This is a genomic window from Duganella sp. CF517 (assembly GCF_900110275.1).
In the GTDB taxonomy this organism is placed as follows: domain Bacteria; phylum Pseudomonadota; class Gammaproteobacteria; order Burkholderiales; family Burkholderiaceae_D; genus Rugamonas.
Map to the genome: position 1 here is coordinate 205,098 of NZ_FODC01000003.1, position 21,895 is coordinate 226,992.

The following is a 21,895-nucleotide window of genomic DNA, read 5'->3' on the forward strand; positions in this document are numbered from 1 at the left end:
AGCAGACGACGAAGCGCACCTGCGCGATTACCTGGAGGGGCAGCTCAACGCCGTGTGGCCGGAACTGCGCGTGGTCGCCAAGGCGGCCAACGGACTCGATGCGCTGCGTTTGATCGACGAGGAGGCCCCGGATGTGGTGTTTCTGGATATCCGCATGCCTGGCATGACGGGACTCGACGTGGCGGCGCGGCTGGTGGAGGGAGTCAAGCCGCCGCACATCGTGTTCGTCACGGCTTTCGACCAATACGCGGTGGAGGCGTTCGAGCATTCGGCGGTGGATTATTTGTTGAAGCCGGCCAGCCTGGATCGGTTGGCGAAGACGGTGCTCAAGTTGAAGGCGGCGTTGCGGGCCAGGCGCGAAGTCGGCCAAGGTTCCGCCGGCGCGGCGGCGGGCGGCGTAACGGCGGCCGCCTTGCAGGCGTTGTTGGCGCAGCTCGGTGGTGGTGGTGTGCCCGCTCCCGTGGCAGCGGCGGAGCCGTTGCAATGGATACGCGCGTCACAGGGCGACCAGACCCGCTTGATCTCGATCGACGAGGTGATTTACTTCCAGAGTAATGACAAGTACACCAGCGTGTTCCTGGCCGATGGCGAGAGCTTGATCCGCACGCCGATCAGCAAATTGCGCGAGCAGCTCGATGAACGGCAGTTCTGGCAGATCCACCGGAGCGTGATCGTCGCGGCGCGGCATGTGGCCGGAACGCGGCAGGATTTTCGCGGACGCCTGATGGTGCAGCTCAAGGGGCGTGGCGAGCAGCTGGTGGTGAGCCGGAATTACGTGGACTTGTTCAAACAGATGTAGGAAATTCCAAACACGTGGGGCGGATCGCTGCGCGCGCGCCGCCCCACGTATTTACTTGACGACGACCGGCTTGACCTTGGCCGCCGCTTCCTTGGCGCGTGTGCGCGCCGTTTCCACGTCGTCCGCCGTCGCCAGCGCCACGCCCATGCGGCGGCGCGCGAACGATTCGGGCTTGCCGAACAGGCGGATGTCGCTGCCCGGCACGCGCAGCGCTTCGGCCACGCCTTCGAACGCGATGCCGGCCGCTTCGTGCTGGCCGTAGATGACGGCCGAGGCACCCGGCGCCTTGAGCGCGACATTGACCGGCAGGCCCAGAATCGCCTTGGCGTGCAGTTCGAATTCGCTTTGCACCTGCGTCGCCATGGTCACCATACCGGTGTCGTGCGGACGCGGGCTCACTTCCGAGAACCACACCATGTCGTCCTTGACGAACAGCTCGACGCCGAACAGGCCGAGGCCACCCAGGTCGCCGGTCACCTTGCCGGCGATGTCGCGTGCACGTTCGAGCGCCACCGGGTCCATGCGGCATGGCTGCCACGATTCGACGTAGTCGCCCTGCACCTGCACGTGGCCGATCGGTTCGCAGAACTGCGTTTCCACCTGGCCGCCAGCGCCGATCGAGCGCACCGTCAGCAGCGTGATTTCGTAGTCGAAGTCGATGAAGCCTTCGACGATGACGCGGCCCGAGTCGACCCGGCTGCCGGCGGCGGCGTAGTCCCACGCGGCCTTGACTTCGGCGGCGCTGTCGATCTTCGACTGGCCTTTGCCGGACGACGACATGACCGGCTTGATCACGCACGGGAAGCCGATGGCGGCGGTGGCCGCCTCCAGTTCCGCCAGGCTGCTGGCGAAGCGGTACGGCGACGTCGCCAGGCCGAGCGTCTCGGCGGCCAGGCAGCGGATCCCTTCGCGGTTCATCGTCAACTGCGCGGCGCGGGCGGTCGGGATGCAGGTGATCTTGCCGGCTTGTTCCAGCGCGGCCAGCGTGTCGGTGGCGATGGCTTCGATCTCCGGCACGATCAGGTCCGGCTTTTCCAGTTCGATCAGCGCGGCCAGCGCGGCGCCGTCGGTCATGTTGATGACGTGGGCGCGGTGCGCGACCTGGTGGCCGGGCGCGTTCGGGTAGCGGTCGACGGCGATCACTTCCACGCCCAGGCGCTGCAGCGCGATGATGACTTCCTTGCCTAGTTCGCCGGAGCCGAGCAGCATGACTTTGGTGGCGGTGCGGGACAGCGGCGTGCCGAGGATGCGTGGAGTATTCATGGTTGGTTCAAAAAGAAAAAAGTAAAGGCGTCAGAAAGAGTAGACCAGGGTCACGGAGGTTTGCGTGTCGGTGTTCTTTTTATCGTCCGGCACATTGGTGTCGCTGCGGACGCTGAATGCTGCCTTCAACTGCATGGTGTTGTTGATTTTGGTGCGCAGCGACGTTTCCGCCTCCGAGTGCGTGTTCGAGGTGCCGCGTTCGACCATCAGCGTCTGCTGGAACAGCGCGTTTTCGCTCAGGCGCCATTTGAAGTTGCCCGCGCCGCGAACGGTCATGCCGTTCTCGGTCTCGCCGGTGTCGCGCGCGCCACGGAAGTAGCCCGGACCGATCTCCACGTCCAGGGTCTTGGTCTCCGATTGGTAGATCTGGGTGCCGTAACCGACGCCGATCGTCGAGTAGCGGATGTAGGCGCCGAACCTGTCGTCGACGTGCGTGGCCAGCGCGAACAGCCGGTCGCGGTCCTGCATCAGCTTATACGCGGCCTTGGCCGACAGCGAGTAGCGCTGCGCCGAGCGTTCGCGCACTTTTTCGCCGTCATCGGTGGTGACCTGCTCGTCCTTGAAGTAGCCGGTGGCGATGTACTCGTTGCTCCAGTCGGGAAGTTCCTGCTTGGAATCGATCTTGCCGGTGACGGAGGTACCGACGGTGTTGCCAGAGGTGGAAATCGCGCCCAATTCGGCGGAGGTGCTCCAGCCGTACGGTGGGTCCAGATCGACGGCGGCCGCTTGGCCGCAGGTGAAGGATAGCGCTAGCGCGGGGACGAACAGCAATGGTTTCATAGGCATGGGACGGCGGGGCCGGGGGGGCGGCGGTGCGTCGTGTTGTTACGGAAGAAGCCGCTATTGTACCCGACACCGATTACGTGTGGTTCCGTACAGAGCGCGCCGGCTCAACGGAGGATCATCGACCCATTAGCTGAACGGGGTAACGATCATGAAAACATCACTGAAACTGACAAAAATGCTGCTGTGCGCCGGCGTGTTCGCCGCTACCGCCTGCGCCACCTCGTTCGCCAGCGCCGGCATCAACCGCTGCGTCGACGCCCAAGGATCCGTGCTGCTGACCGACGCCGAATGCCCGCAGGGTAGCCGCGTGGCCAACGACGACGCCGGCGTCAGCGACACCGGCGCCGAGGGCATTGTCATCAACACCGGGGTCGAGCGCGTGGTCCCGGGCATGCTGGGCGGCGCCAGTCTGCCGCGCAGCCGCTGGGCCGATCTGCCGCGCCCACTGCTGCGCAAGGCCTCGGGCACCGATGCCGCGACCCTGCAGGCCGCCCGCAGCAGCTTGCAGATGCAGGATGAAATGCGCCGCCAGAGCCGCGTGGCATCGCGTTAGTCCGTGTTGCGCTGGCCGGCGAGATAGCCGGCCAGGCCTTCGGCCAGCGCCGCGAACGCAGCCGCGCAGGCCGGATTGGCGCGCAGGTCTTCGTGCATCGCCAGCCAGGTGTCGAGCGGGATATTCAACAGATCGGGCAGTACCCGCACCAGTGACGGGTCGCGCTGCGCCAGCCGAACCTGGCATATGCCGATACCGAGTCCCGCGCGGATCGACGCCAAATGCACCAAGTCGCTGTCGCTGCGCAGCGCAAGCGCGCCGGCGTCAAGCGCCGCCAGCTTGGGCCGCAGCTTGCGCGTAAACGCGTTCTCGGTGGCGACGCCGATCAACGCATGCCCATCCATCTCGGTCCAGGTATGGGGCGTGCCATGGCGCTCCAGATAATCCCGTCTCGCGTGAAATCCCAACTCGATGTCCCCGATGCGCTGCGCGATCAGCACATTCTGCTGCGGGCGCTGCATGCGCACCGCGATGTCGGCGTCGCGCTTGAGCAAATCTTCGATGCGGTTGGAAATCGACAGCTCGGTCGTGATGCCTGGATGGCGGTCCCGCAAGCGCGCCAGGATGGGCGGCAGCACTTCGACGCCGACCACCTCGCTGGCGGTGACGCGTACCGTTCCGTGTATGGCCCCGGCGCCGCGGCCCAGCGACGACGCGGCACGCAGCAGCGCAGTCGAAGCCGAGGCCACCGCATCGGCATGCCGGCGCAGCGCGTTGGCGTCGTCGGTGGCGATCAGGCCGGCCTGCGAGCGGGTGAACAGCGACAAGCCGAGCGCTTGCTCGAGCGACTCGATATGCCTGCCGACGGTGGGCTGGGTCAAGCCCAACGCGCGCGCGGCGGCCGATAGCGATCCTTCGCGCATCACTGCGAGGAAGGAGCGGTATAAATCCCAGTTCGGTTCACCGATTGTCATACGAAATTGTATAGCGGCTATTCACATTTCGGTAATTTTCTTTTAATCCGTTCCGGTCCACACTGACTCCATCGACATTCACTGGAGAACGGCATGGAACAGCAAAACACGGCACTGGTATTGGGTGCGACGGGCGGTATCGGCGGTGAAGTCGCGCGTCTGCTGGTGGCGCGCGGCTGGACGGTCAGGGCGCTGCACCGTGCGCCGGAACGGGTGGCGGTCGGCGGCGACGGCATCGAATGGCTGTCCGGCGACGCGATGGAACGCGACGATGTGGTCGCGGCGGCGAAGGGTGCGGTGCTGATCGTCCACGCGGTCAATCCGCCCGGCTACCGCAACTGGGGCGCGCTGGTGCTGCCGATGATCGACAACACCATCGCCGCCGCCCGCGCCGGCGGCGCGCGCATCCTGCTCCCCGGTACCGTCTACAACTACGGCCCCGACGCCTTTCCCGACCTGCGCGAGGATTCGCCGCAGCGTCCCGTCACGCGCAAAGGCGCGATCCGCGTCGCGCTGGAGGCGCGCTTGCGGGCCGCCGCAGCCGACGGCGTGCGTAGCCTGATCGTACGGGCCGGCGACTTTTTCGGTCCCCGGGCCGGCAACAGCTGGCTGGCGCAAGGCCTGATCAAGCCGGGCAAGCCGGTGACGGCGATCAGCAATCCGTCCAGCCCCGGCGTCGGCCATCAGTGGGCCTACTTGCCGGACGTCGCCGAGACGATGGTGCGACTGGTGGAGCAGGCCGACCTGCTGCCGACGTTCGCGACCTACCACATGGAGGGCCACTGGGACCCGGACGGCACGCGGATGGCGGCCGCCATCGCGCGCGCGGCCGGCAAGCCGGAACTGACGGTCCGCGCTTTTCCGTGGTGGCTGGTGACGTTGGCGTCGCCGTTCGTGCCGGTGTTCCGCGAGCTGCGCGAAATGCGCTATCTGTGGCGCCAGCCGCTGCGGATGTCGAACGCGCGGCTGCGCGCGGTGCTGGGCGGCGAACCGCATACCCCGCTCGACACGGCGCTGCGCGCCACGCTGATCGGCTTGGGGTGTGTGGAGGGCGGGGCAGGGCGCAAGGACGAAGCGCCGGACCGGCGTCAGGCCGCCGCTACGCGCTGATCGGCCGCCACGACATAGCGGTTTTTGCCGGCGTGCTTGGCCGAGTACAGCGCCCGGTCGGCATGGCGGTAGCTGACCGAGAGGTCGGCCTGCTTGTCGAAAGCGGCGATGCCGATGCTGATGGTGCGCGCCGGTACGCAGGCCGCCCGCACCTCGTCGAGCATCCGGCCCGCGAATGCGCACGCCTCGGCGAGCTCGCCGTGGAAGACGACGCCGAACTCCTCGCCGCCCAGCCGGCCGCACAGGTGGCCGGCGGACAGATTGCCGATGACGGCGGCGGTCTTTTTCAGCACTTCGTCGCCGGCGTCGTGGCCGAGCGTATCGTTGATCTTCTTGAAGTCGTCGATGTCGATCATCAGGAAGTGCAGCGATCCGGCGGTTTGCTGGGCGGCGCGGGCGTCGAGCGTGAACTTGCGGCGGTTGTCCAGTCCGGTGAGGCTGTCCTTGAAGGCGAGCACCGTCAGCTCCTTGCGAGCGCGGAAATTTCCAACGCGCAGAGCCAGGAAAAAGATGTTGAGATAGACGCCGATGCACAGGCTGCCGCAGACGGCGACCAGCGCCAGGTTGAAGTCGAGCTGTCCCGGCTGCCCGGGGAAATTGCCGACGCCGAGGACCAGCCAGATGACGACGACGGTGGCCACGTAGTTGATCAGACCGCTAAATACCGGCGCCGCGGCCAGCGCCATGGCGATGCCGATCGGTAGCACCCAGAACACCGGTTGCTCGGTCTGGTCCAGGAACAGCCGGAAGGCGATGGCGGTGCTCACGGCCCCGAGCACGCCGCTGATGATCAATTGGCGCAGCGATCGCGCGCGGATGGTCAGGAGCAGGCTGGCGACGATGCCGGGCGCGCCCAGCGTCACCTTGAGCAGGCCGTCGCCGTTCGAGCCGAACAGCAAGGTGATGGCGCATAGCCAGGCGATCAGTCCGAAGGCTTGGGTCAGGATGACGATCGGACGGCCTTCGACAAAAAACTGCCGCTGCTGTTCCGGATCGCCAATGAAATAAGAGTAAGCAAAGAGTTTTCGCATGCAGATTCACATATAATTTCCCGAGAGTATAAATCTTGTGATCGGGAAAAAATAGTGATTCTCGTGTAAATGTAAGCTAATTCACAGGAGTTGCTCAAACTTATCAACAATTCCCTAAGAGCAACTGATGGCCGCGCCGCTCAAGGCGCCACCGAATAGGTGCGCTTCAGACAACGCAGCACGAAGGTCGAGCGGCTGTGGCGCAGCCCGGGCAGCTTGTACAATTTGCGGCGCAGGAACTCTTCGTAGCCCGCCGTGCCCGCCACCGCGACCTTGATCAGGTAGTCGTACTCGCCGGTGAGCAAATAGGCTTCCATCACTTCCGGCAGCTCCGCCAGCGCCTGGCCGAACTTGTCGAAGATGTCATCGTCGTGGCGGTCCAGCGTGACCTCGATGATGACGGTATCCGGATAGCCCAGCGCCGTCTGGCTCAGCAGAGCGGTATAGCCTTCGATCATGCCGCCGTCCTCCAGCGCCCGCACGCGGTTCCAGCATGGGGTGGTGGACAGGCCGACCTTCTCGGCCAGCTTGGTATTGCTCAGGCGCCCGTCCTGGCGCAGTTCGCGCAAAATGCGCCGGTCGATCTCGTCGATTTCCATGCTTCGCTTCCATAAAGATGAATCTCCCATGTATTTTACAGACATCGGGATAATCTTCTTCAAGAAGCGCTATCCGGCAACAATCCAGGGAGCCTATTTTCTGCGGCCCGGGATATTCTGATTGCATGAATACCACACACAAACACTACCGCTTTTGCATCGAACCGGATGCGCCCATCGCCACCCTGGAGGCCGCGCTGGCCGTCGTGCGCCGGCTCGGCATCGAATTGCGCGGCCTGCGCACCACCGCCGTCGCCCACGGTCTGGAGGTGCACCTGCGCCTGGCCGCGCCGGACGAGGACCCGCTGGTGCTGTGCCGCATGCGCCTGCACAACGTCATCGGCGTCCAGGCGGTGCGCGAGATGGCCGGCATCACGTCAGGCTGTATTTAACCAGGAACACGATGGCGATGACCCACACCACCGGCTTGACCTGGCGCGCCTGGCCGGTCAGCAGCTTGAGGCCGGCGTAGGTGATGAAACCGAAGGCGATGCCGTGGGCGATCGAATACGTGAACGGAATCACCAGCGCGGTGATGGCCGCCGGCACGCTTTCCGTGGTGTCGCTCCAGTCGACGTCGACCAGGTCGCGCAGCATCAGGCAGGCGACGAACAGCAAGGCTGGGGCGGTGGCGTAGGCCGGCACCACGCCGGCGATCGGCGCGAAGAACAACGCGGCGAGGAACAGCAGCGCCACCACCAGCGCCGTCAGGCCGGTGCGCCCGCCGGCCTGCACGCCGGCCGCGCTTTCCAGATACGCGGTGGTGCTCGAGGTGCCCAGCATGGAGCCGGCCACGATGGCGCAGCTGTCGGCCAGCAGCGCCTTGTTCAGGCGTTCCATCTTGCCGTTGACCAGCAGGCCGGCGCGGCTGGCCACGCCCATCAGCGTGCCGGTGGCGTCGAACAGCTCCACCAGGAAGAACACCAGCACCACGTTGAACAGCCCCATCGAGATGGCGCCGGCCAGGTCGAAGTGGAACAACGTCGGCGAGATCGACGGCGGCAGCGACATGAAGCCCTTGAAGGTGTTGCCGCCGAAGAAAAAGCTCAGCACGGTGACGGCGACGATGCCGATCAACAGCGCGCCCGGCACGCGCAGCCGGTCCAGCGTGACGATCAGCAGGAAGCCGAAGATGGCCATCAAGGTGTGCGGATTGTGCATGTCGCCGACGGTGACCAGCGTTTCGGCATTGGCCACCACCAGGCCGGCGCTTTTCATCGCGATCAGCGCCAGGAACAGGCCCAGGCCGACGGTAATGGCGACCCGCAGCGATTGCGGGATGCCGTTGACGATATGCTCGCGCACCTTGAACACGCTGACGACGATGAACAGGCAGCCGGAGATGAACACCGCGCCGAGCGCCGTTTGCCACGGCACGCCCATGCCGAGCACCACCGCGTAGGCGAAGTAGGCGTTTAAGCCCATGCCGGGCGCCATGCCGATCGGGTAGTTGGCGTACAGCCCCATGATCAGCGTGCCCAGCGCGGCGGCCACACAGGTGGCGACGAATACCGCGTCCTTCGGCAGCCCGGCGTCGCCGAGGATGGCCGGGTTGACGAAGATGATGTAGGCCATCGTCAGGAAGGTGGTGACGCCGGCGATGACCTCGGTGCGGATGGTCGTGCCGTGCTCGGCGAGCTGGAAGAATCGGTTGAGTGACATGGGTATTGAGTACTGTGGCGCGGGAGGGCGAAGAATAGCACGTCCCCGCCCGCGGCCTCGACAACGCACAAGGCATTGCCTTTTAGATACAAAGGTGCCAGAATGCAAAATATGCTGCCTGTTTGACACCACTGCTTGTTTTATCGTTAAGGGATGCGCCGCACCGCCATGGAATCCGCTTTATGAAAGCCCGTATATGGGGCGCGCGCGGCTCGCTGCCGGTGGCGCTGAACCACAAGCACATCCGCGCCAAGCTGGTCTCGGCGCTGGAGGGGGCGATCGGCCGCGGTCTCGACACGTCCGCGAAGGTGGCGTCGTATGTCGACAACGAGCTCGGTTTCGACGTGCGCGGCACCTATGGCGGCAATTCGAGCTGCGTCGAAGTCGAGGCCTGGGACCCGGCGGCCACCACCGACCACATCATCCTCGACCTCGGTTCGGGCGCGCGGCCGCTGGCCGGCGCCAAGCTGGCCCGCTACGGTCCGGCCAAGCCGCAGACCTACCATGTGTTCATGTCCCATCTGCACTGGGATCACATCATGGGCTTCCCGTTCTTCACGCCGGCCTATATCCCGGGCAACCGCATCATCATCTACGGCTGCCACGCGCAGCTGGAGGCGGCGTTCCGCCGCCAGCAGGACCCGATCAGCTTCCCGGTCGGCTTCGACCAGCTGGCGGCCACCATCGAATTCGTGCGCATGGAGCCGGGCGTGCCGGTGATGGTCAAGGACGTGCGGGTGACGGCCAAGCGCCAGCTGCACCACGGCGATTCCTACGGCTACCGGCTACAGCGCGGCGGCCAGGCGATGGTCTACAGCACCGACTCCGAACATAAACTCGAGGACGCCGCCGGCCGCGGGGCCTTCGTCGAGTTCTTCCGCGACGCCGACCTGGTGATCTTCGACGCCATGTATTCGCTGGCGGAGTGCGTGTCGGCCAAGGCCGATTGGGGCCATTCGAGCGGCGCGGTGGGCGTGGAGCTGTGCCGGCTGGCCGGCGTGCGCACGCTGTGCCTGTTCCACCACGAACCGATCTACGACGACGCCCGCATCTCGGGCGTGCTGGCCGAGACGCGCCGCTACGCCGCCGCCACCGGCGAGACGCCGCTGGAGGTGGTGTCGGCCTACGACGGCATGGTGATCGAACTGTAAGGGGCGAACAGGGAAAACGGAAAAAATCGGGCGCTAAGCTGGTAAGTCTCGTCGACGCGTGCCCGGTTCAAATTTACCAGCTCTCGTAAGCCCTTGATTTGTTGGGCTGGAAATGGAAAGGGTAAAGTTTTGGTACGGGTATAGTGACTTTACCCATCCATTCGCCATCAGCCAGGCTTGACGCGCGAGGGCAGTTCACACCCGGTCCGGAACACAGGCATGCAACAAAAATATCTGTAAGGCGGTAAGCATCTGCCAGTGCAGGCTTTCCAGTTCCGCATCGCGCACCTCGTCTGTCTGCACCTCACCGTCGCTACTGATCTGGTACGGCATGCCCAGATGGGAGGCCATATCGATCTGAAAATATGAACAGTCACCGTAGGGACGCTTTCCATCGACGCCCGGCAGCGGCCACGAGGGAGGATCAAGCATATCGGTGCGCCAGCAGGACTGGCGCAGCAAGACGGCGTGTTCTTCACGGAACTCGAACGTTCCGTCAGTCGAGACCCCGGTCTGCGGATCGGCGAAATAGTTGCGCATGTCGGCGGGAACGGCATAACTGCCCGCTGACATCACCGCTTTCGTGCAGAAAGCGGGTATCAGTCGCCCGGTTTCGACTAAGGTTCGCGCAAGCAACGCCTCATTGCGGCAACCGATTAGTTCAAACCCAACTTTGAGGGTGGACCGGTTCGCACCGAAAGGGAGAAACTGCCGCAGGCCCGGCGCCCCGGATTCGACCGTCAACCATGTGACACGCAGGTTTCGCAGTATGGCGAGATGCAGTGCGCTGAACCCGTCCGGCAGAGGTGCCGCGAGCGTTTCAGCAATCGTCGCGTGCTGACGTTCCAGCAACTTGTATTCAGAACGGCACCGCCACAAATGCCGCAGTTGGGCGGCGACATCGCGCAGCCTCATCACAAGCGATCCGGCAACGTGGTGGCCTTGGTCCGTTTGGGTTCGTCGAGGAGCTTGGCCTTGTAGCCCATCAGCTCGCCGTCTTCAACGTCGAAACGCTTGAGCCCGCCGTCCGCTTCGGTGTATTCCATCAGGTCCCCTTCGGTGGTTGTCGTGTGCCGCGCCAGCGCGGCGGCGATGTTGACCAGGGCGTCGAGCGAAAAGCGCTCCGTCGCCCCGCGTCGCAAGTCACTGATACGCGGCTGGGTTTGCCCGCAGATGCGCGCGGCTTCCTGTTGTGTCCAGTCATTGCTGGCCAGCATCTGGATGCGTGCGATCAGCGCGGCGCGCAATTGCAGATTGGGCGCATCGGGAAGATTGCCGGGGTCGCTCGTTGTCATCGATGCATTATGCCATTATTGGAATTGCCCTGGTTGTTGGGGGGGGCGCCATGCTCATCGCTCCTCCCTCGTGTGCCACAGGCGCAGAACATAGACCGTCGATTCAACGATTTCATAGCGCATTTCGTAGTGACCGACAAGGATGCGCCGTACCTCGCCGGGCTCGAATTCCTCCAGCTTTTCGCCGAGGCGCGGATTGGCGATCAGGCCTGCGGTCGCGGCCGTCAATGACTTGACCACGCGCGCCGCAGCAGGCTGGTTCACGGCGGCCAGAAACTCATGTAGGCGCACTAGGCCCGACAATGCCTTGCCGCTCCACTGCAACCGCATCAGGGTACCACCGGCGCCGGCAGTGGGTTGTCCGTATCGAGGCTGTCGGCCCACGCCTGCACCGCCTGATGGTCGATGACGTGGCCGGCCTTGACGTCGGCCATCGCGTTACGGGTCAGGCGGCTGCGTTCCTCCTCTTGGTCGACCCAGGCGCTGAGCGCCTGTTTAATGACCCAGCCGCGCGATCGTTCCAGGCGCGCGGCCAGCAGGTCGACCTTGTCGGCCAGCGGCAGAGGGACGTGTGCGGTGAGCACTTTGGTTTCGGCCTGTGCCATGGTGTTTCTCCTCAAAAGTCTGGTGGCGGAGCGGGGATGCGAGCTACGGGCGAATCCTCGCTGAGAGCCATGTTGCGTACAGCATGGCCTTGCTACGACATATCAAAACGCCGAATCCAATCCCTTGGCTTCCCAGCCTTGCGACGTGAGCTTCACGCCGTGCTTCAGCCCATGCGCAGGCTGAAAGGGCCGATCGAGTGCCGCAGCGCGCACTGCTTTCCGTTACGGAAAGAGATAGTTTGTTGATATTGCCAGAGAGTCAGGATGACCTGATTCAGCATTACAGCTTCACCGACGCGGACCTGGCGCTGATCCGGCAACGCCGTGGCGCCGCCAACCGCTTGGGTTTTGCCGTGCAGCTATGACGTTTGAGCAGCAGCGGTACCGCGCCAGCGGTCTGAACCTGGTGACGGCCGCCATCAAGCTGTGGAACACCGTGTATCTGGAGCGCTCAACGCAGGCCCTGCGCGAGGCCGGCAAGCCGGCCGACGACGACATGCTGCAATTCCTGCCGCGCTTGGGCTGGAAGCACATCAACCTGAGGGGTTACGTCTGGCGCCAGAGCAGGAAGGTCGATGAGGGCAAATAGCGGCCGCTGCGCGGCCTCAAAGACCGGTCATAGGGCTTAGCGCCCGATTTTTTCCGTTTTCCCTATTTGCCCCTGTAAGGCCTCAGTCGGCGATCGCGTAGCCGTCGCGGCCGCCGTGCTTGGCCGCGTACAGCGCGCTGTCGGCGCGCGCCACCAGCGCGGCGGCCGATTCCCCCTCGCCGTTGTGCAGCGCCAGGCCGATGCTGGTGGTGACCGCGATGTCGGTGCCCGCCACGGCGAACGGCCGCCGCACCGCCTCGACGATCTTGAGCGCCATCCGCGCCGCCTCCTCGACGTGCGCCACCTGTTCGAAAATGATGATGAACTCGTCGCCGGCGACGCGGGCGACGGTGTCGGAGGCGCGCACGTTGGCCGTCAGGCGGGCCGCGAATTCCTTGAGCACGGCGTCGCCGGCGCCGTGGCCGCGGCTGTCGTTGATGGCCTTGAAATGGTCGATGTCCAGGTAGGCCAGGGCCAGCGGCTTGCGGTTGCGCTTGGCGCGCACGATCGCCAGCTGCAGGATTTCCTCGAACATGCGGCGGTTGGCGATGCCGGTCAGCGTGTCGATGCGCGCCAGCTGCGTCAGGCGCTGCTCGATGTCCTTCATGCGCGTGGTGTCGTGGGTCAGCGAGTAGATGCCGATGACGGCGCCGTCGGCGCCCAGCTCCGGCACGAAGGTGGTTTCCAGCGCGTGGACGCCGCCGTCGATCCGGGCCGTGTGTTCGTAGGTGGCGTTGTGGCCCTGGTAGGCACGGTCCAGGTGCGGCTGCGCCAGCGCGTACTGGGTGTTGCCGATGCCTTCGACCAGGTGGCGCCCGATCATCTTCACCGGGTCCATGCCGAACCAGTGCAGGAAGGTGGCGTTGAGGAACTGGAAGGTGCGCGCGTGGTCCAGGTAGGAGATCAGCACCGGCAGGTTGTCGGCCAGGGTGCGCAGGCGTTTTTCGCTGGCGGCGATCTGGCGCTCGTAGGCGACGCGCTCGGTGACGTCGTGCAGGAAGGCGGTGGCGTAGTAGGCCCCTTCGTGGCGCAGCGCGCCGAGCGACAGTTCGACCGGCACCTCGCCGCCGTCCTTGTGCAGCGCCGCCACCCGCACCCGCGAGTTGATCAGGCGCCCGGCGTGGCCGTCGGCGAAGGCGCGCATGCCGGCGCCGTGCTGGCCGCGCAGCGCCGGCGGGACGATCAGCTCGGCGATGTCGCGGCCGATCGCCTCTTCGCGGGTCCAGCCGAAACTGCGTTCGGCGGCGGCGTTCCACTTGGTGATGATGCCGGTGGCCTCGCAACTGACGAAGGCGTCCGGGGCGCGCTCGAGGATGCTGCTGATGAGCGCCTCGCTGTCGCGGATCGCCGTCTGCGCGGCCTCGCGTTCGGCCATCAGCTCGTGGAAGGCGATGCTCAAGGCGCCGATCTCGTCGGCGCGCCCGCGCTGCAGCACGCCGATGTCGGCGCGGCCGCCGCGGATGTCGTCGATGTGCCCGCGCAGGCGCCACAGCGGGCGCAGCATCCATTGCACCGCGACCCACGCCATCAGCCCGGCCAGCGCGGCGAACGCGGCCGCGCCCAGCATCGCCTTGTGGCGCATGGCGATCATCGGCGCGAACGCTTCCTCGACCGGGAAGCGGGCGCCGATGATCCAGTCGGTGGCCCGCAGCCGCTTGAACGAGTAGATGGCCTGCACGCCGTCGCGGCCGGTCGTCTCGGTCCAGCCCTCGAAGCCGGTCAGCGCCAGCGCGGTGGCCTTGCTGTGGCCCGGACGCTCGTCGACGCGCTTGAGCAGCAGCGTGGTGTTGGGGTGGTGCAGCACCACGCCTTTGGCCGTCATCATGTAGGTGTAGCCGGTCTTGCCCGGCTTTTGCGCGGCCACCTGTTCGGTGAACGATGGGCTGCTCAGGTCGATGCTGCCGCACAGCAGCATGAGCGCGCGGCCGCCGTCGAGCACCGGATGGACGATCATGATGGCCGGCCGGCCCGTCAGGATGCTCTTGAACGGCGGCGACACGGCCGGCTTGCCGGCCGCCAGCGCGCGCTCGAACCAGGTCCGCGCGGACTGGCCGGGGTCCAGCACGGTCACGCCGCCGCCGGCGCCGTCGGTGTTGAGCAGCGCGCCCTGGCGGTTGTAGATGTGCAGGTTGAGGAAGCGCCCGCGCGCCACCGGATGGCGGGCGACGAAGGCCTGCATGGCCGCAGGGCTGGCGCCGTCGCCCTCGCTCACGGTGTCGGCCAGGCTGGCAAGCAGCACCCGCCGGGCGGTGAACTGGGCGTCGACCTGGGCGGCGGCCGACGACAGCAGCGCGTATTGCTGGTCGCCGATCACGCTTTTCATGTCGCGCTCGGCGAGCACCAGCGCGACCCAGGCCACGGTCATCGTGGCGGCCAGCACCAGCATCACGACGACCGCGGTCATGCGGCATTTGAGGCTGCGCGGAAGTCGTGCAAAAACGGCCATGTCGCTCCTATATGCGTTGGAGCAAGTATTGCATACCCCGACGGGCAAGGCCAGCGGGTACAATCGCCGCTGCCGCGGGCGCGCAGGGGCGCCGGTGGCGACCATCTGGCGGCCGCTCGCCGGCCTTTACAAGGAATGCGGAGTATGCTGCAAGCAATTTTGTGGGACAACGACGGCGTGCTGGTCGACACCGAACGGCTGTTTTATGAAGCCAACCGCGAGCTGTTCAGGCCGCTTGGGCTGGAGCTCAGCGAGCAGCACTTCTTCGACTGGTACCTGGCCGACAACTGCGGCGCCTGGCACTTGCTGGAGCCGGCCATGAGCGAGGCGAGCAAGCAGCAGTGGCGCGCGCACCGCAACCGGCGTTACGCGCTGCGGCTGGCGTCCGAGCACATCCCGGCCATCGACGGCGTGGCCGAGGTGCTGGCCCGCCTGGCGCCGCGCGTGCGCATGGGCGTCGTCACCAGTTCCATCGGCGCGCACTTCGACATCATCCACGCGCGCTTGCCGCTGCGGCGGCACTTCGAATTCGTGCTCACGCACGAATCGTACGCCAACAGCAAACCGGCGCCGGACCCGTATCTGCTCGGACTGGAGCGGCTGGGCGTGGCAGCGGCCGACGCGCTGGTGGTCGAGGATTCGCCGCGCGGCTTGCGGGCGGCGATGGCGGCCGGCATCCGCTGCGTGGTGCTGCGCAACGCGCTCACGCGCGGCTACGCTTTCCCCGGCGCGTACCGGGTGGTCGACACGATGGCGGAGTTGCTCGCGGAAATCGAATTGCTGTTGTCGGCGGAAAGCTGACAAGCGAAACAGCGATTGCGGCGTAGCAGCCGTGCGACATCCTCGCCCCGCTTTCAGTAGCATGGTTCGGGTAGACACTGAACATGTTCTGACGAAAGGAGTCCATCATGCCCCGAGGAGCAAGCCCCAAGCGCGAGCACGAATACAAGGAGCTGGAACGTACATTCGAACAGGAAGGACGCTATCCCGGCCGCGAGGAGGAGGTGGCGGCCAGGATCGTCAACAAGCAGCGCGCCGACGCCGGCGAGGCCGGGCAGCCGGGGCGCACCGGCACCGGCCATCGCCGCCGCAACACCACGCGCCGCAACAAGCCGTCGTGACTTTTGGTTTTCGTTGTCATTATTTTACCCAAGCGGCGAAAAACAATGTAAAATAACAAGCAGTGTTATAGCAATTGAAATATAAAACAAGGCCTCTGGTAGGGCGGATGTTTTTCGAAAGGGTCGAATCCTGATGGGTTCGGCCCTTTTTGTTTGGTCCTTTCGGTTTGGCGAGCGCTCCGCTAGAATGCCGCCTCCAAAATCCGCCCTAGGGAAATATGAATTTGTTTCAACGAAGCGTGGCCGCGACGGCCATCGCTTGCGGCCTGATCGCCACGTCGGGCCTGTCGTCCGTCGCGCTGGCGATCGAGGCCCGCGCCGCGAACAGCCGCTGTTCCACCCACTATGTCGACGGCCGCCTGCCGCGGATCGCCAACCACAAGCTGGCGGCCGCCACCACCGAGTTGTGTTATGGCGTATTTGGCGTCATGCATTCCGGAATCACGCGCACGCCGTTGTGGTCGGCCGAGCACCTGACCGCCGACAACATCGCTGCCGCCAAGGCGCTATCGCGCGAGGACAGCTTCCACCCCGAGCAGCGCTTGCCGCCCGGCGTCCGCGCCGAACTGGACGACTACGCCCGCAGCGGCTACGACCGCGGCCACATGGCGCCCAACGGCGACATGCCGGACCGGCGCACGCAGCACGAAAGTTTCACCCTGGCCAACATGGTGCCGCAGGACGCCGACAACAACCGCCACCTGTGGGCCGGCATCGAGGCCGTGGTGCGCAAGCTGGCGCAGAGGGAGGGCGAGCTGTATGTCGTCACCGGCCCGGCCTTCCTCGGCCGCGACCTGCAAAAAGTCGGCAACGTGCTGGTGCCGACGCATTTATATAAACTGGTCTACAGCCCGCGCCAGCGCGCCGGCGCCGCCTACTTCGTCGAAAACCGCGCCGAGGCGGAATACGAGACGCTCAGCGTGGCCGAACTGGAAAGCAGGATCGGCATCGATCTGTTACCGTCGTTGCCGGCGGCGCGCAAGCAGGAGCTGCTGCGTCTGCCCAATGTGCGGCAGCGCAAGGGCAAGGAGAGGAGCAGGCAATGGGCCAATTAAGCCAGACATTCGTTCCCTACGCGAATGAGTCGGACGTGCTGAACATCGGGCATCTGACGATCGAGAACCGGGTCGACCGCGTCACCCTGTGCGGCGACGTCGACCTGACGGCCGACCAGGCCGGCCTGGCCGACGCGCGCGTGCTGCACCGGCTGCTGGGCGATATCGTCGCGCGGCTGGAGGCGATGGCGTTGCCGGCGACGTTGCCGGCGCCGGCAACGCGGACCGTGGACAATCCGTTCGAATAACGCGCCGGCGCCGTGACGGCTAATTTGCAACATCCGGGTGTCCGCGGCGTTAAATCCAGGGGTAAATCCAGCAAACCCGGCGAGATGATGTTACCATGGGGCAATTATAATCTATGCCCGCACAATCATGGTCACCCCCACCGGAATCAACGCCATCGACGCGCTGCTGCACAGCAGCTGGACAACCACACCGGGCGCCGGCGCCGCGCTGACCTATAGTTTCCTGAGTGCCGCGCCGAGCGGCGCCAGCGCCGACGACGCCAACGGTTTCAAGCCGATGACGGCGGCCCAGCAGGCCGCCGTCAAGGTGGCGCTGGATACCTGGGCGGCCGTGGCGAACGTCACGTTCACGCAAGTGGCGTCGGGCGGCGACATCCAGGTCGGCACCAACAACCAGGGCAACGACAGCGGCGCCTACGCCTATCTGCCCAGCGGCTGGGGGCCGACCTATATGTACACCAACAACCAGGCCAGCTACAACAACAGCTTTGGCGAGGGTGATTACGGCCGCGCCGTGTTGATCCACGAATTCGGCCACACGCTTGGTTTGAAGCACCCGGGCGATTACGATTCCAGCGGCAACGACGTCGACGGTCCGTTCCTGCCGACCGCCACCGACAATCTGGACTACACGCAGATGTCGTATAACACCGGCGACGGCTTCGAACTGAACGGCAACTACGGCATTACGCCGATGATGTACGACATTCTGGCGATCCAGTATATGTACGGCGCCAACATGTCGTACCATGCCGGCGCCGACACCTACCGGTTTGGCAAGGACGCGGCGCTGCAGTGCATCTGGGATGCCGACGGCATCGATACGCTCGACTTTTCGGCCTGCACCGGCCGCACCGACATCGACTTGAACCAGATGGGTTTCAGCTCGACCGCGCCGGGCTATTACAATATTTCCATCGCTTACGGCGTGACGATCGAACGGGCGATCGCCGGCAGCGGCGGCTCCAGCATTTTCGGCAACGACGCCGGCAATGTGATCATGGGCGGCGCCGGCGCCGACTGGATCTATCAGGGCAAGGGCAGCGATACGATCAGTGGCGGCGGCGGGTCGGATACCGTTGTCTTCGAGATGGCATTCGGCTACTACGCGCTCTCGGGTAGCAAGACCGCGTTGACGGTGGCGGGGGAGGGCGTGGACGTGCTGACCGGCATCGGCACCCTGGATTTCACCGACCGCTACCTGGAACTGTCCAAGTTCAGCGCCTTGCACGGCGCCACCGCCGGCGCCGACGCCTTCATCGCCGGCGCCGGCAGCGAGTTGTTTTCGGGCGGCGCGGGCACCGACACCATCTCCTACAACGGCGCGCGCGCCAATTTCACCATCGCCGGCAGCCGCGGCGGCGGTTCGTTCACGGTCAGCGACAAAACCGGCGCCGGTGGCGTCGATGTGGTGGGCGGGGTCGAGCGCTTGCTGTTTTCCGACGGCAGCGGGGTGGCGCTTGATGTGAACGGCCACGCCGGGCAGACCTATCGCCTGTACCAGGCCGCCTTCGACCGCACCCCGGATTTGCCCGGGATGGGCTTCTGGCTCAATCACCTCGATAGCGGCATGGAACTGCTCACGATGTCGCAGAATTTCCTGCAGAGTCAAGAGGGCGTGGCCGATTACGGGACGCTGAGCGATGCCCAGTTCGTGACCACCTTATATGCCAACGTGCTGCACCGGGCGCCCGACGCGGCCGGCTACGAGTTCCATCTCGGGAACCTTACGTCCGGCATCAACACCAGAGCCGTGGTGTTGATGGGTTTTTCGGAGTCGGCCGAGAATCGCGCCGCGCTGGTCGGCGTCACCAGCAACGGCATCGACTTCACGGTCGTTTAAGCGCTTCGGCGATGGCCGCCGCCATGTCGCTGTCCGCCGAGGGCAGGCTGATGCGGTTGCGGCCCATGTGCTTGGCGCGGTAGAGCGCCGAGTCGGCCGCCGCCACCAGCTGGCTCGAATCGTTGTCCGGCGCCGCCAGCGCGGTGGCCGCGCCGATGCTGACCGTCACCACGTGGCCTTCGCTGCCCAGGTTGGGCATGTCCAGCTGTTCGACGCGACAGCGGATGCGCTCGGCAACGATGGCCGCCCCCTTGAGCGACTGGTTGGGCAGGATCACGGCGAACTCCTCGCCGCCATAGCGCGCCACCAGGTCGTTGGTGCGCATCTCGCTGGCCACCGCCTTGGCGATGCGTTGCAGGCATTCGTCGCCGCCCAGGTGGCCGTAGGCATCATTATATTGTTTGAAATTATCGACATCGACCATCAGCAGCGACAGCGGCTGTTGCTGGCGCAGCGCGCGCTGCCACTCGGCGTAGAGCGTGTTGTCGAAGCAGCGCCGGTTGGCCAGGCCGGTCAAGCCGTCGCGCGTGGCCAGCTGTTCCAGCGCCACTTGCGCGCATTTCTCGTCCGTCACATCGCGCAGCGTCTCGACCACGGCCAGCAGCTTGCCCTCGTTGTCGACGATGGGACTGGCGTCGGCCGCCAGGTAGCGGCGCCGGCCGATGCGCGGCATGTCGCACCAGTTCTCCGCGCGCAGGTTGCCGTCGGGCTCGGCGCGGCGCTGGCCGTGCGGGTCGGCGCCGCGCCCCTGGAGCACCAGGTCGGCCAAGGTGGTGCGCTGTTCATGGTAGAACCCGCGCCAGTGGTCGGTGGTGCCCAGCACTTCCCAGGCGTCGACCGCCGTCAGGCGTTCGCACGCGCGGTTCCAGATGATGACTTTGCCGTGGCAGTCGAGCACGAAGGTTGGAATGACCAGCAATTCCAGCATTTTGAGCGCGAAGCCGTGCGGCTGCTCCGGCTGCGGGTATTGCATCACATGTTGAATCTTGGGCTTGCGGTTCATGACGGCGGCCTTTGGGAGAAGGGTGCTGAATCAGGGAGCTAAATAAGGGGGCTGGCAGGGGGCGGGCGGCGGGTGCTCATGGCAGCGGGAACGACATCGTCAGCGCCGTGCCCATGCCGGGCGCGCTGGCGACGTCGAACCGCCCGCCGGCCTCGGCGACCCGCTCGGCCATGCCGCGCAAGCCATGCCCGCGCCGGCCGGCGGCCGGGGGAGCGGCCCGGGGCGTCGGCGGCGCCGCTACCCGGGCCGGGGCGCGGGCCGATCCGGCAGCGTGGCCGCCGTCGAGGCCGAGGCCGCCGATGCCAATGCCGTTGTCGCGCACGGTCAGGCTGAGCCCGTCTTCGGCGCGGCTGATGCCGACCGAGACCTGCGAGGCCTTGGCGTGCCGGGCGATATTGCTGAGCGATTCCTGCAAGATCCTGTAGATGACCTGGTCCATGCCGCCATCGATGGCGGCGTCGGCGGCGATGGCTTCGGCGTCGAGCTGGCAAGCGATGCCGCTCAGGCGCGAGAATTGCGCCACCTGTTGCTCGACCGCGCCGCGCAGTCCGTCGCGCAGGCCCTCCGGCTGCAAATCGCGTACGATGGAGCGCATCGAGCGCAGCGTCGCCGCGATGCGCTCGTCGACCTTGTGCAGCGCCTCCTTGAGCTCGGGGTGTTGCGCGGCCAGCGCGCCCAGTTCAAAGCTCATCGCCAGCAGCTGCTGCCCGAGGTCGTCGTGCAGGTCGCGGGCGATGCGGCGGCGCTCGGCGTCGCGCAGCGATTGCTGGCTCTTGCTCAGGTGGCACACCTGGCGGCGGGTGTCGGTCAGCGCCTGCTCGGCCAGCGCGCGGTTGCCGCGTTCGTGCGACAGGCTGGCCTGCAGGCGCGCTTCGACGCGGGCGAAGGCGCCGCGTTGGCGCTGCTGCCGCCACAGCAGCAGCAGCGCGAGCCAGGCCAGCGCGCAAACGCCGCTGACGATGAGATCGATCTGGATGACTTGCGGCGCGTAGTTCATGGTGGTTCGTCCCCTGTGGTCGGGCGCCGGACCGCTGCACTCGGTGAGCTGCGTAAAGTCGGTCGGCACCCTGTGAAAATACCGTGGTTGCCGCAGAGCAGCATTGTGCAAGGTCAACTTCGGCCGGAAACCGCGAGAAAGTGTCGCGTGGGATATAATTGAGGGTTGTCCAATCAGGAATTATCGTGACTTACAGCATCAAAGAGATCTTTTACACACTGCAGGGCGAAGGCGCGCACGCCGGCCGCCCCGCGGTTTTCTGCCGTTTTTCCGGCTGTAACCTGTGGACCGGCCGCGAGAGCGACCGCGCCAGCGCGGTGTGCCAGTTCTGCGATACCGATTTCGTCGGTACCGACGGCGAAGGCGGCGGCAAGTTCAAGACGCCGCAGGAGCTGGCGGCGACCATCGACGCGCTGTGGCCGGCCACCTATCCGGCCAGCAAGTACGTGGTGTTCACCGGCGGCGAACCGCTGTTGCAATTGGACACCGCGCTGATCGCCGCCATGCACGCCGTCGGCTTCACCATCGCCATCGAAACCAACGGCACCTTGCCGGTGCCCGAGGGCGTCGACTGGATCTGCGTCAGCCCCAAGATGGGCTCGACCCTGGTGGTGACCAGGGGCAGCGAGATCAAGGTCGTGATTCCCCAGGCCGGCCAAGACCTGGCGGCCTACGAACAACTCGATTTCGACAATTTCTATGTGCAGGCGATGGACGGCCCGCTGGCCGAGTTCAACACCCGTCTGGCGATCGAGACCTGCAAGCGCAATCCGAAATGGAAGCTGAGCCTGCAAACCCATAAACTTTTACAAATACCCTAGAAAA

Annotated in this window: 25 protein-coding genes and 1 pseudogene; 13 read left to right on the plus strand and 13 right to left on the minus strand. The window is 65.5% G+C overall.

Annotated features, from left to right (window positions below; all coding sequences use genetic code 11):
* The first annotated feature begins 52 nt into the window (after positions 1-52).
* Positions 53-799 carry a LytR/AlgR family response regulator transcription factor gene (locus tag BMX85_RS12650; protein ID WP_229210428.1) on the plus strand — a complete coding sequence of 249 codons (747 nt, stop codon included), beginning with the start codon at positions 53-55 and terminating at the stop codon, positions 797-799.
* Between the two features lie 51 nt (positions 800-850).
* On the opposite strand, the gene purT is transcribed toward BMX85_RS12650, so the two are convergent.
* On the minus strand, positions 851-2,062 hold the full coding sequence (purT, locus tag BMX85_RS12655) for a formate-dependent phosphoribosylglycinamide formyltransferase (RefSeq protein ID WP_090318206.1): 1,212 nt from the start codon (positions 2,060-2,062) through the stop codon (positions 851-853).
* Positions 2,063-2,092: 30 nt separating this feature from the next.
* Positions 2,093-2,842, minus strand: a complete 750-nt coding sequence (locus BMX85_RS12660) for a DUF481 domain-containing protein (RefSeq protein ID WP_090318210.1) — start codon at positions 2,840-2,842, stop codon at positions 2,093-2,095.
* Between the two features lie 154 nt (positions 2,843-2,996).
* On the opposite strand from BMX85_RS12660, the gene BMX85_RS12665 reads away from it, so the two are divergent.
* The gene (locus BMX85_RS12665; protein ID WP_090318213.1) at positions 2,997-3,401 is read left to right on the plus strand and encodes a DUF4124 domain-containing protein; all 405 of its coding nucleotides are present in this window, start codon (positions 2,997-2,999) and stop codon (positions 3,399-3,401) included.
* Here BMX85_RS12665 and BMX85_RS12670 read toward each other — a convergent pair.
* Entirely contained in the window at positions 3,398-4,315 is a 918-nt protein-coding gene (locus tag BMX85_RS12670) for a LysR family transcriptional regulator (protein WP_090318216.1), read from the minus strand. The two genes, BMX85_RS12665 and BMX85_RS12670, sit on opposite strands and share 4 nt — an antisense overlap.
* Before the next feature lie 93 nt (positions 4,316-4,408).
* Here BMX85_RS12670 and BMX85_RS12675 point away from each other — a divergent pair, with 93 nt between their 5' ends.
* Complete coding sequence (locus BMX85_RS12675; protein WP_090318219.1) at positions 4,409-5,425, plus strand: NAD(P)H-binding protein; 1,017 nt, start codon at positions 4,409-4,411, stop codon at positions 5,423-5,425.
* Here the strand turns inward: BMX85_RS12675 and BMX85_RS12680 are convergent.
* Together BMX85_RS12680 and BMX85_RS12685 are read right to left on the minus strand one after the other, a co-directional pair.
* Positions 5,404-6,456 carry a GGDEF domain-containing protein gene (locus tag BMX85_RS12680; RefSeq protein ID WP_090318221.1) on the minus strand — a complete coding sequence of 351 codons (1,053 nt, stop codon included), beginning with the start codon at positions 6,454-6,456 and terminating at the stop codon, positions 5,404-5,406. The two genes, BMX85_RS12675 and BMX85_RS12680, sit on opposite strands and share 22 nt — an antisense overlap.
* A gap of 140 nt (positions 6,457-6,596) precedes the next feature.
* Entirely contained in the window at positions 6,597-7,055 is a 459-nt protein-coding gene (locus tag BMX85_RS12685) for an Lrp/AsnC family transcriptional regulator (RefSeq protein ID WP_090318224.1), read from the minus strand.
* Positions 7,056-7,180: 125 nt separating this feature from the next.
* Here BMX85_RS12685 and BMX85_RS12690 point away from each other — a divergent pair, with 125 nt between their 5' ends.
* Positions 7,181-7,447 carry a hypothetical protein gene (locus tag BMX85_RS12690; RefSeq protein ID WP_090318227.1) on the plus strand — a complete coding sequence of 89 codons (267 nt, stop codon included), beginning with the start codon at positions 7,181-7,183 and terminating at the stop codon, positions 7,445-7,447.
* On the opposite strand, the gene BMX85_RS12695 is transcribed toward BMX85_RS12690, so the two are convergent.
* The gene (locus BMX85_RS12695) at positions 7,428-8,717 is read right to left on the minus strand and encodes an NCS2 family permease (RefSeq protein WP_090318230.1); all 1,290 of its coding nucleotides are present in this window, start codon (positions 8,715-8,717) and stop codon (positions 7,428-7,430) included. The genes BMX85_RS12690 and BMX85_RS12695 overlap by 20 nt on opposite strands.
* 182 nt (positions 8,718-8,899) lie before the next feature.
* Here BMX85_RS12695 and BMX85_RS12700 point away from each other — a divergent pair, with 182 nt between their 5' ends.
* Entirely contained in the window at positions 8,900-9,868 is a 969-nt protein-coding gene (locus tag BMX85_RS12700) for an MBL fold metallo-hydrolase (protein ID WP_090318232.1), read from the plus strand.
* A 195-nt stretch (positions 9,869-10,063) separates the two neighbouring features.
* Here BMX85_RS12700 and BMX85_RS12705 read toward each other — a convergent pair whose 3' ends face one another.
* Genes BMX85_RS12705 through BMX85_RS12720 form a run of 4 tightly spaced genes read right to left on the minus strand, consistent with a single transcriptional unit; the run spans position 10,064 to position 11,768 of the window.
* Positions 10,064-10,783 (minus strand): hypothetical protein, encoded by a 720-nt coding sequence (locus BMX85_RS12705; RefSeq protein ID WP_090318235.1) that lies wholly within the window; start codon positions 10,781-10,783, stop codon positions 10,064-10,066.
* On the minus strand, positions 10,783-11,163 hold the full coding sequence (locus tag BMX85_RS31490; RefSeq protein ID WP_090318238.1) for a helix-turn-helix domain-containing protein: 381 nt from the start codon (positions 11,161-11,163) through the stop codon (positions 10,783-10,785). The genes BMX85_RS12705 and BMX85_RS31490 overlap by 1 nt, the downstream gene beginning before the upstream one ends.
* Positions 11,164-11,217: 54 nt before the next feature.
* Complete coding sequence (locus tag BMX85_RS12715; RefSeq protein ID WP_090318242.1) at positions 11,218-11,493, minus strand: type II toxin-antitoxin system RelE/ParE family toxin; 276 nt, start codon at positions 11,491-11,493, stop codon at positions 11,218-11,220.
* Positions 11,493-11,768, minus strand: coding sequence for a CopG family ribbon-helix-helix protein (locus BMX85_RS12720; protein ID WP_090318245.1), 276 nt, complete (start codon positions 11,766-11,768; stop codon positions 11,493-11,495). The genes BMX85_RS12715 and BMX85_RS12720 overlap by 1 nt, the downstream gene beginning before the upstream one ends.
* Before the next feature lie 239 nt (positions 11,769-12,007).
* Between BMX85_RS12720 and BMX85_RS12725 the strand changes: the two genes are divergently transcribed.
* Positions 12,008-12,133: a DUF4158 domain-containing protein gene (locus tag BMX85_RS12725; protein ID WP_177196736.1), complete on the plus strand. Its 126-nt coding sequence runs from the start codon at positions 12,008-12,010 to the stop codon at positions 12,131-12,133.
* Positions 12,133-12,357, plus strand: a pseudogene (locus BMX85_RS12730) (Tn3 family transposase); the annotation flags it as partial. The gene BMX85_RS12725 and the pseudogene BMX85_RS12730, both read left to right, overlap by 1 nt.
* A gap of 82 nt (positions 12,358-12,439) precedes the next feature.
* On the opposite strand, the gene BMX85_RS12735 reads toward BMX85_RS12730, so the two are convergent.
* Positions 12,440-14,761 carry a diguanylate cyclase domain-containing protein gene (locus BMX85_RS12735; RefSeq protein WP_090318248.1) on the minus strand — a complete coding sequence of 774 codons (2,322 nt, stop codon included), beginning with the start codon at positions 14,759-14,761 and terminating at the stop codon, positions 12,440-12,442.
* A 186-nt stretch (positions 14,762-14,947) separates the two neighbouring features.
* On the opposite strand from BMX85_RS12735, the gene BMX85_RS12740 reads away from it, so the two are divergent.
* The 5 genes from BMX85_RS12740 to BMX85_RS12760 all read left to right on the plus strand — a co-directional run bounded on the left by BMX85_RS12740 (position 14,948) and on the right by BMX85_RS12760 (position 19,070).
* Positions 14,948-15,604, plus strand: a complete 657-nt coding sequence (locus tag BMX85_RS12740) for an HAD family hydrolase (RefSeq protein ID WP_090318251.1) — start codon at positions 14,948-14,950, stop codon at positions 15,602-15,604.
* A 107-nt stretch (positions 15,605-15,711) separates the two neighbouring features.
* Positions 15,712-15,924, plus strand: a complete 213-nt coding sequence (locus BMX85_RS12745; protein ID WP_090318254.1) for a hypothetical protein — start codon at positions 15,712-15,714, stop codon at positions 15,922-15,924.
* 218 nt (positions 15,925-16,142) lie between these two features.
* Complete coding sequence (locus BMX85_RS12750) at positions 16,143-16,979, plus strand: DNA/RNA non-specific endonuclease (RefSeq protein ID WP_090318256.1); 837 nt, start codon at positions 16,143-16,145, stop codon at positions 16,977-16,979.
* Complete coding sequence (locus tag BMX85_RS12755; protein ID WP_090318259.1) at positions 16,967-17,227, plus strand: hypothetical protein; 261 nt, start codon at positions 16,967-16,969, stop codon at positions 17,225-17,227. The genes BMX85_RS12750 and BMX85_RS12755 overlap by 13 nt, the downstream gene beginning before the upstream one ends.
* Positions 17,228-17,354: 127 nt before the next feature.
* Positions 17,355-19,070 carry a DUF4214 domain-containing protein gene (locus tag BMX85_RS12760; RefSeq protein WP_090318260.1) on the plus strand — a complete coding sequence of 572 codons (1,716 nt, stop codon included), beginning with the start codon at positions 17,355-17,357 and terminating at the stop codon, positions 19,068-19,070.
* Here the strand turns inward: BMX85_RS12760 and BMX85_RS12765 are convergent.
* A complete protein-coding gene (locus BMX85_RS12765; RefSeq protein WP_090318264.1) occupies positions 19,057-20,073 on the minus strand; it encodes a sensor domain-containing diguanylate cyclase in 1,017 nt (338 codons plus the stop codon). The genes BMX85_RS12760 and BMX85_RS12765 overlap by 14 nt on opposite strands.
* Positions 20,074-20,149: 76 nt before the next feature.
* The gene (locus BMX85_RS12770) at positions 20,150-21,070 is read right to left on the minus strand and encodes a sensor histidine kinase (protein ID WP_090320003.1); all 921 of its coding nucleotides are present in this window, start codon (positions 21,068-21,070) and stop codon (positions 20,150-20,152) included.
* A 185-nt stretch (positions 21,071-21,255) separates the two neighbouring features.
* Between BMX85_RS12770 and queE the strand changes: the two genes are divergently transcribed.
* Positions 21,256-21,891 carry a 7-carboxy-7-deazaguanine synthase gene (gene queE, locus BMX85_RS12775; RefSeq protein ID WP_090318265.1) on the plus strand — a complete coding sequence of 212 codons (636 nt, stop codon included), beginning with the start codon at positions 21,256-21,258 and terminating at the stop codon, positions 21,889-21,891.
* The last annotated feature ends 4 nt before the right edge of the window (positions 21,892-21,895 follow it).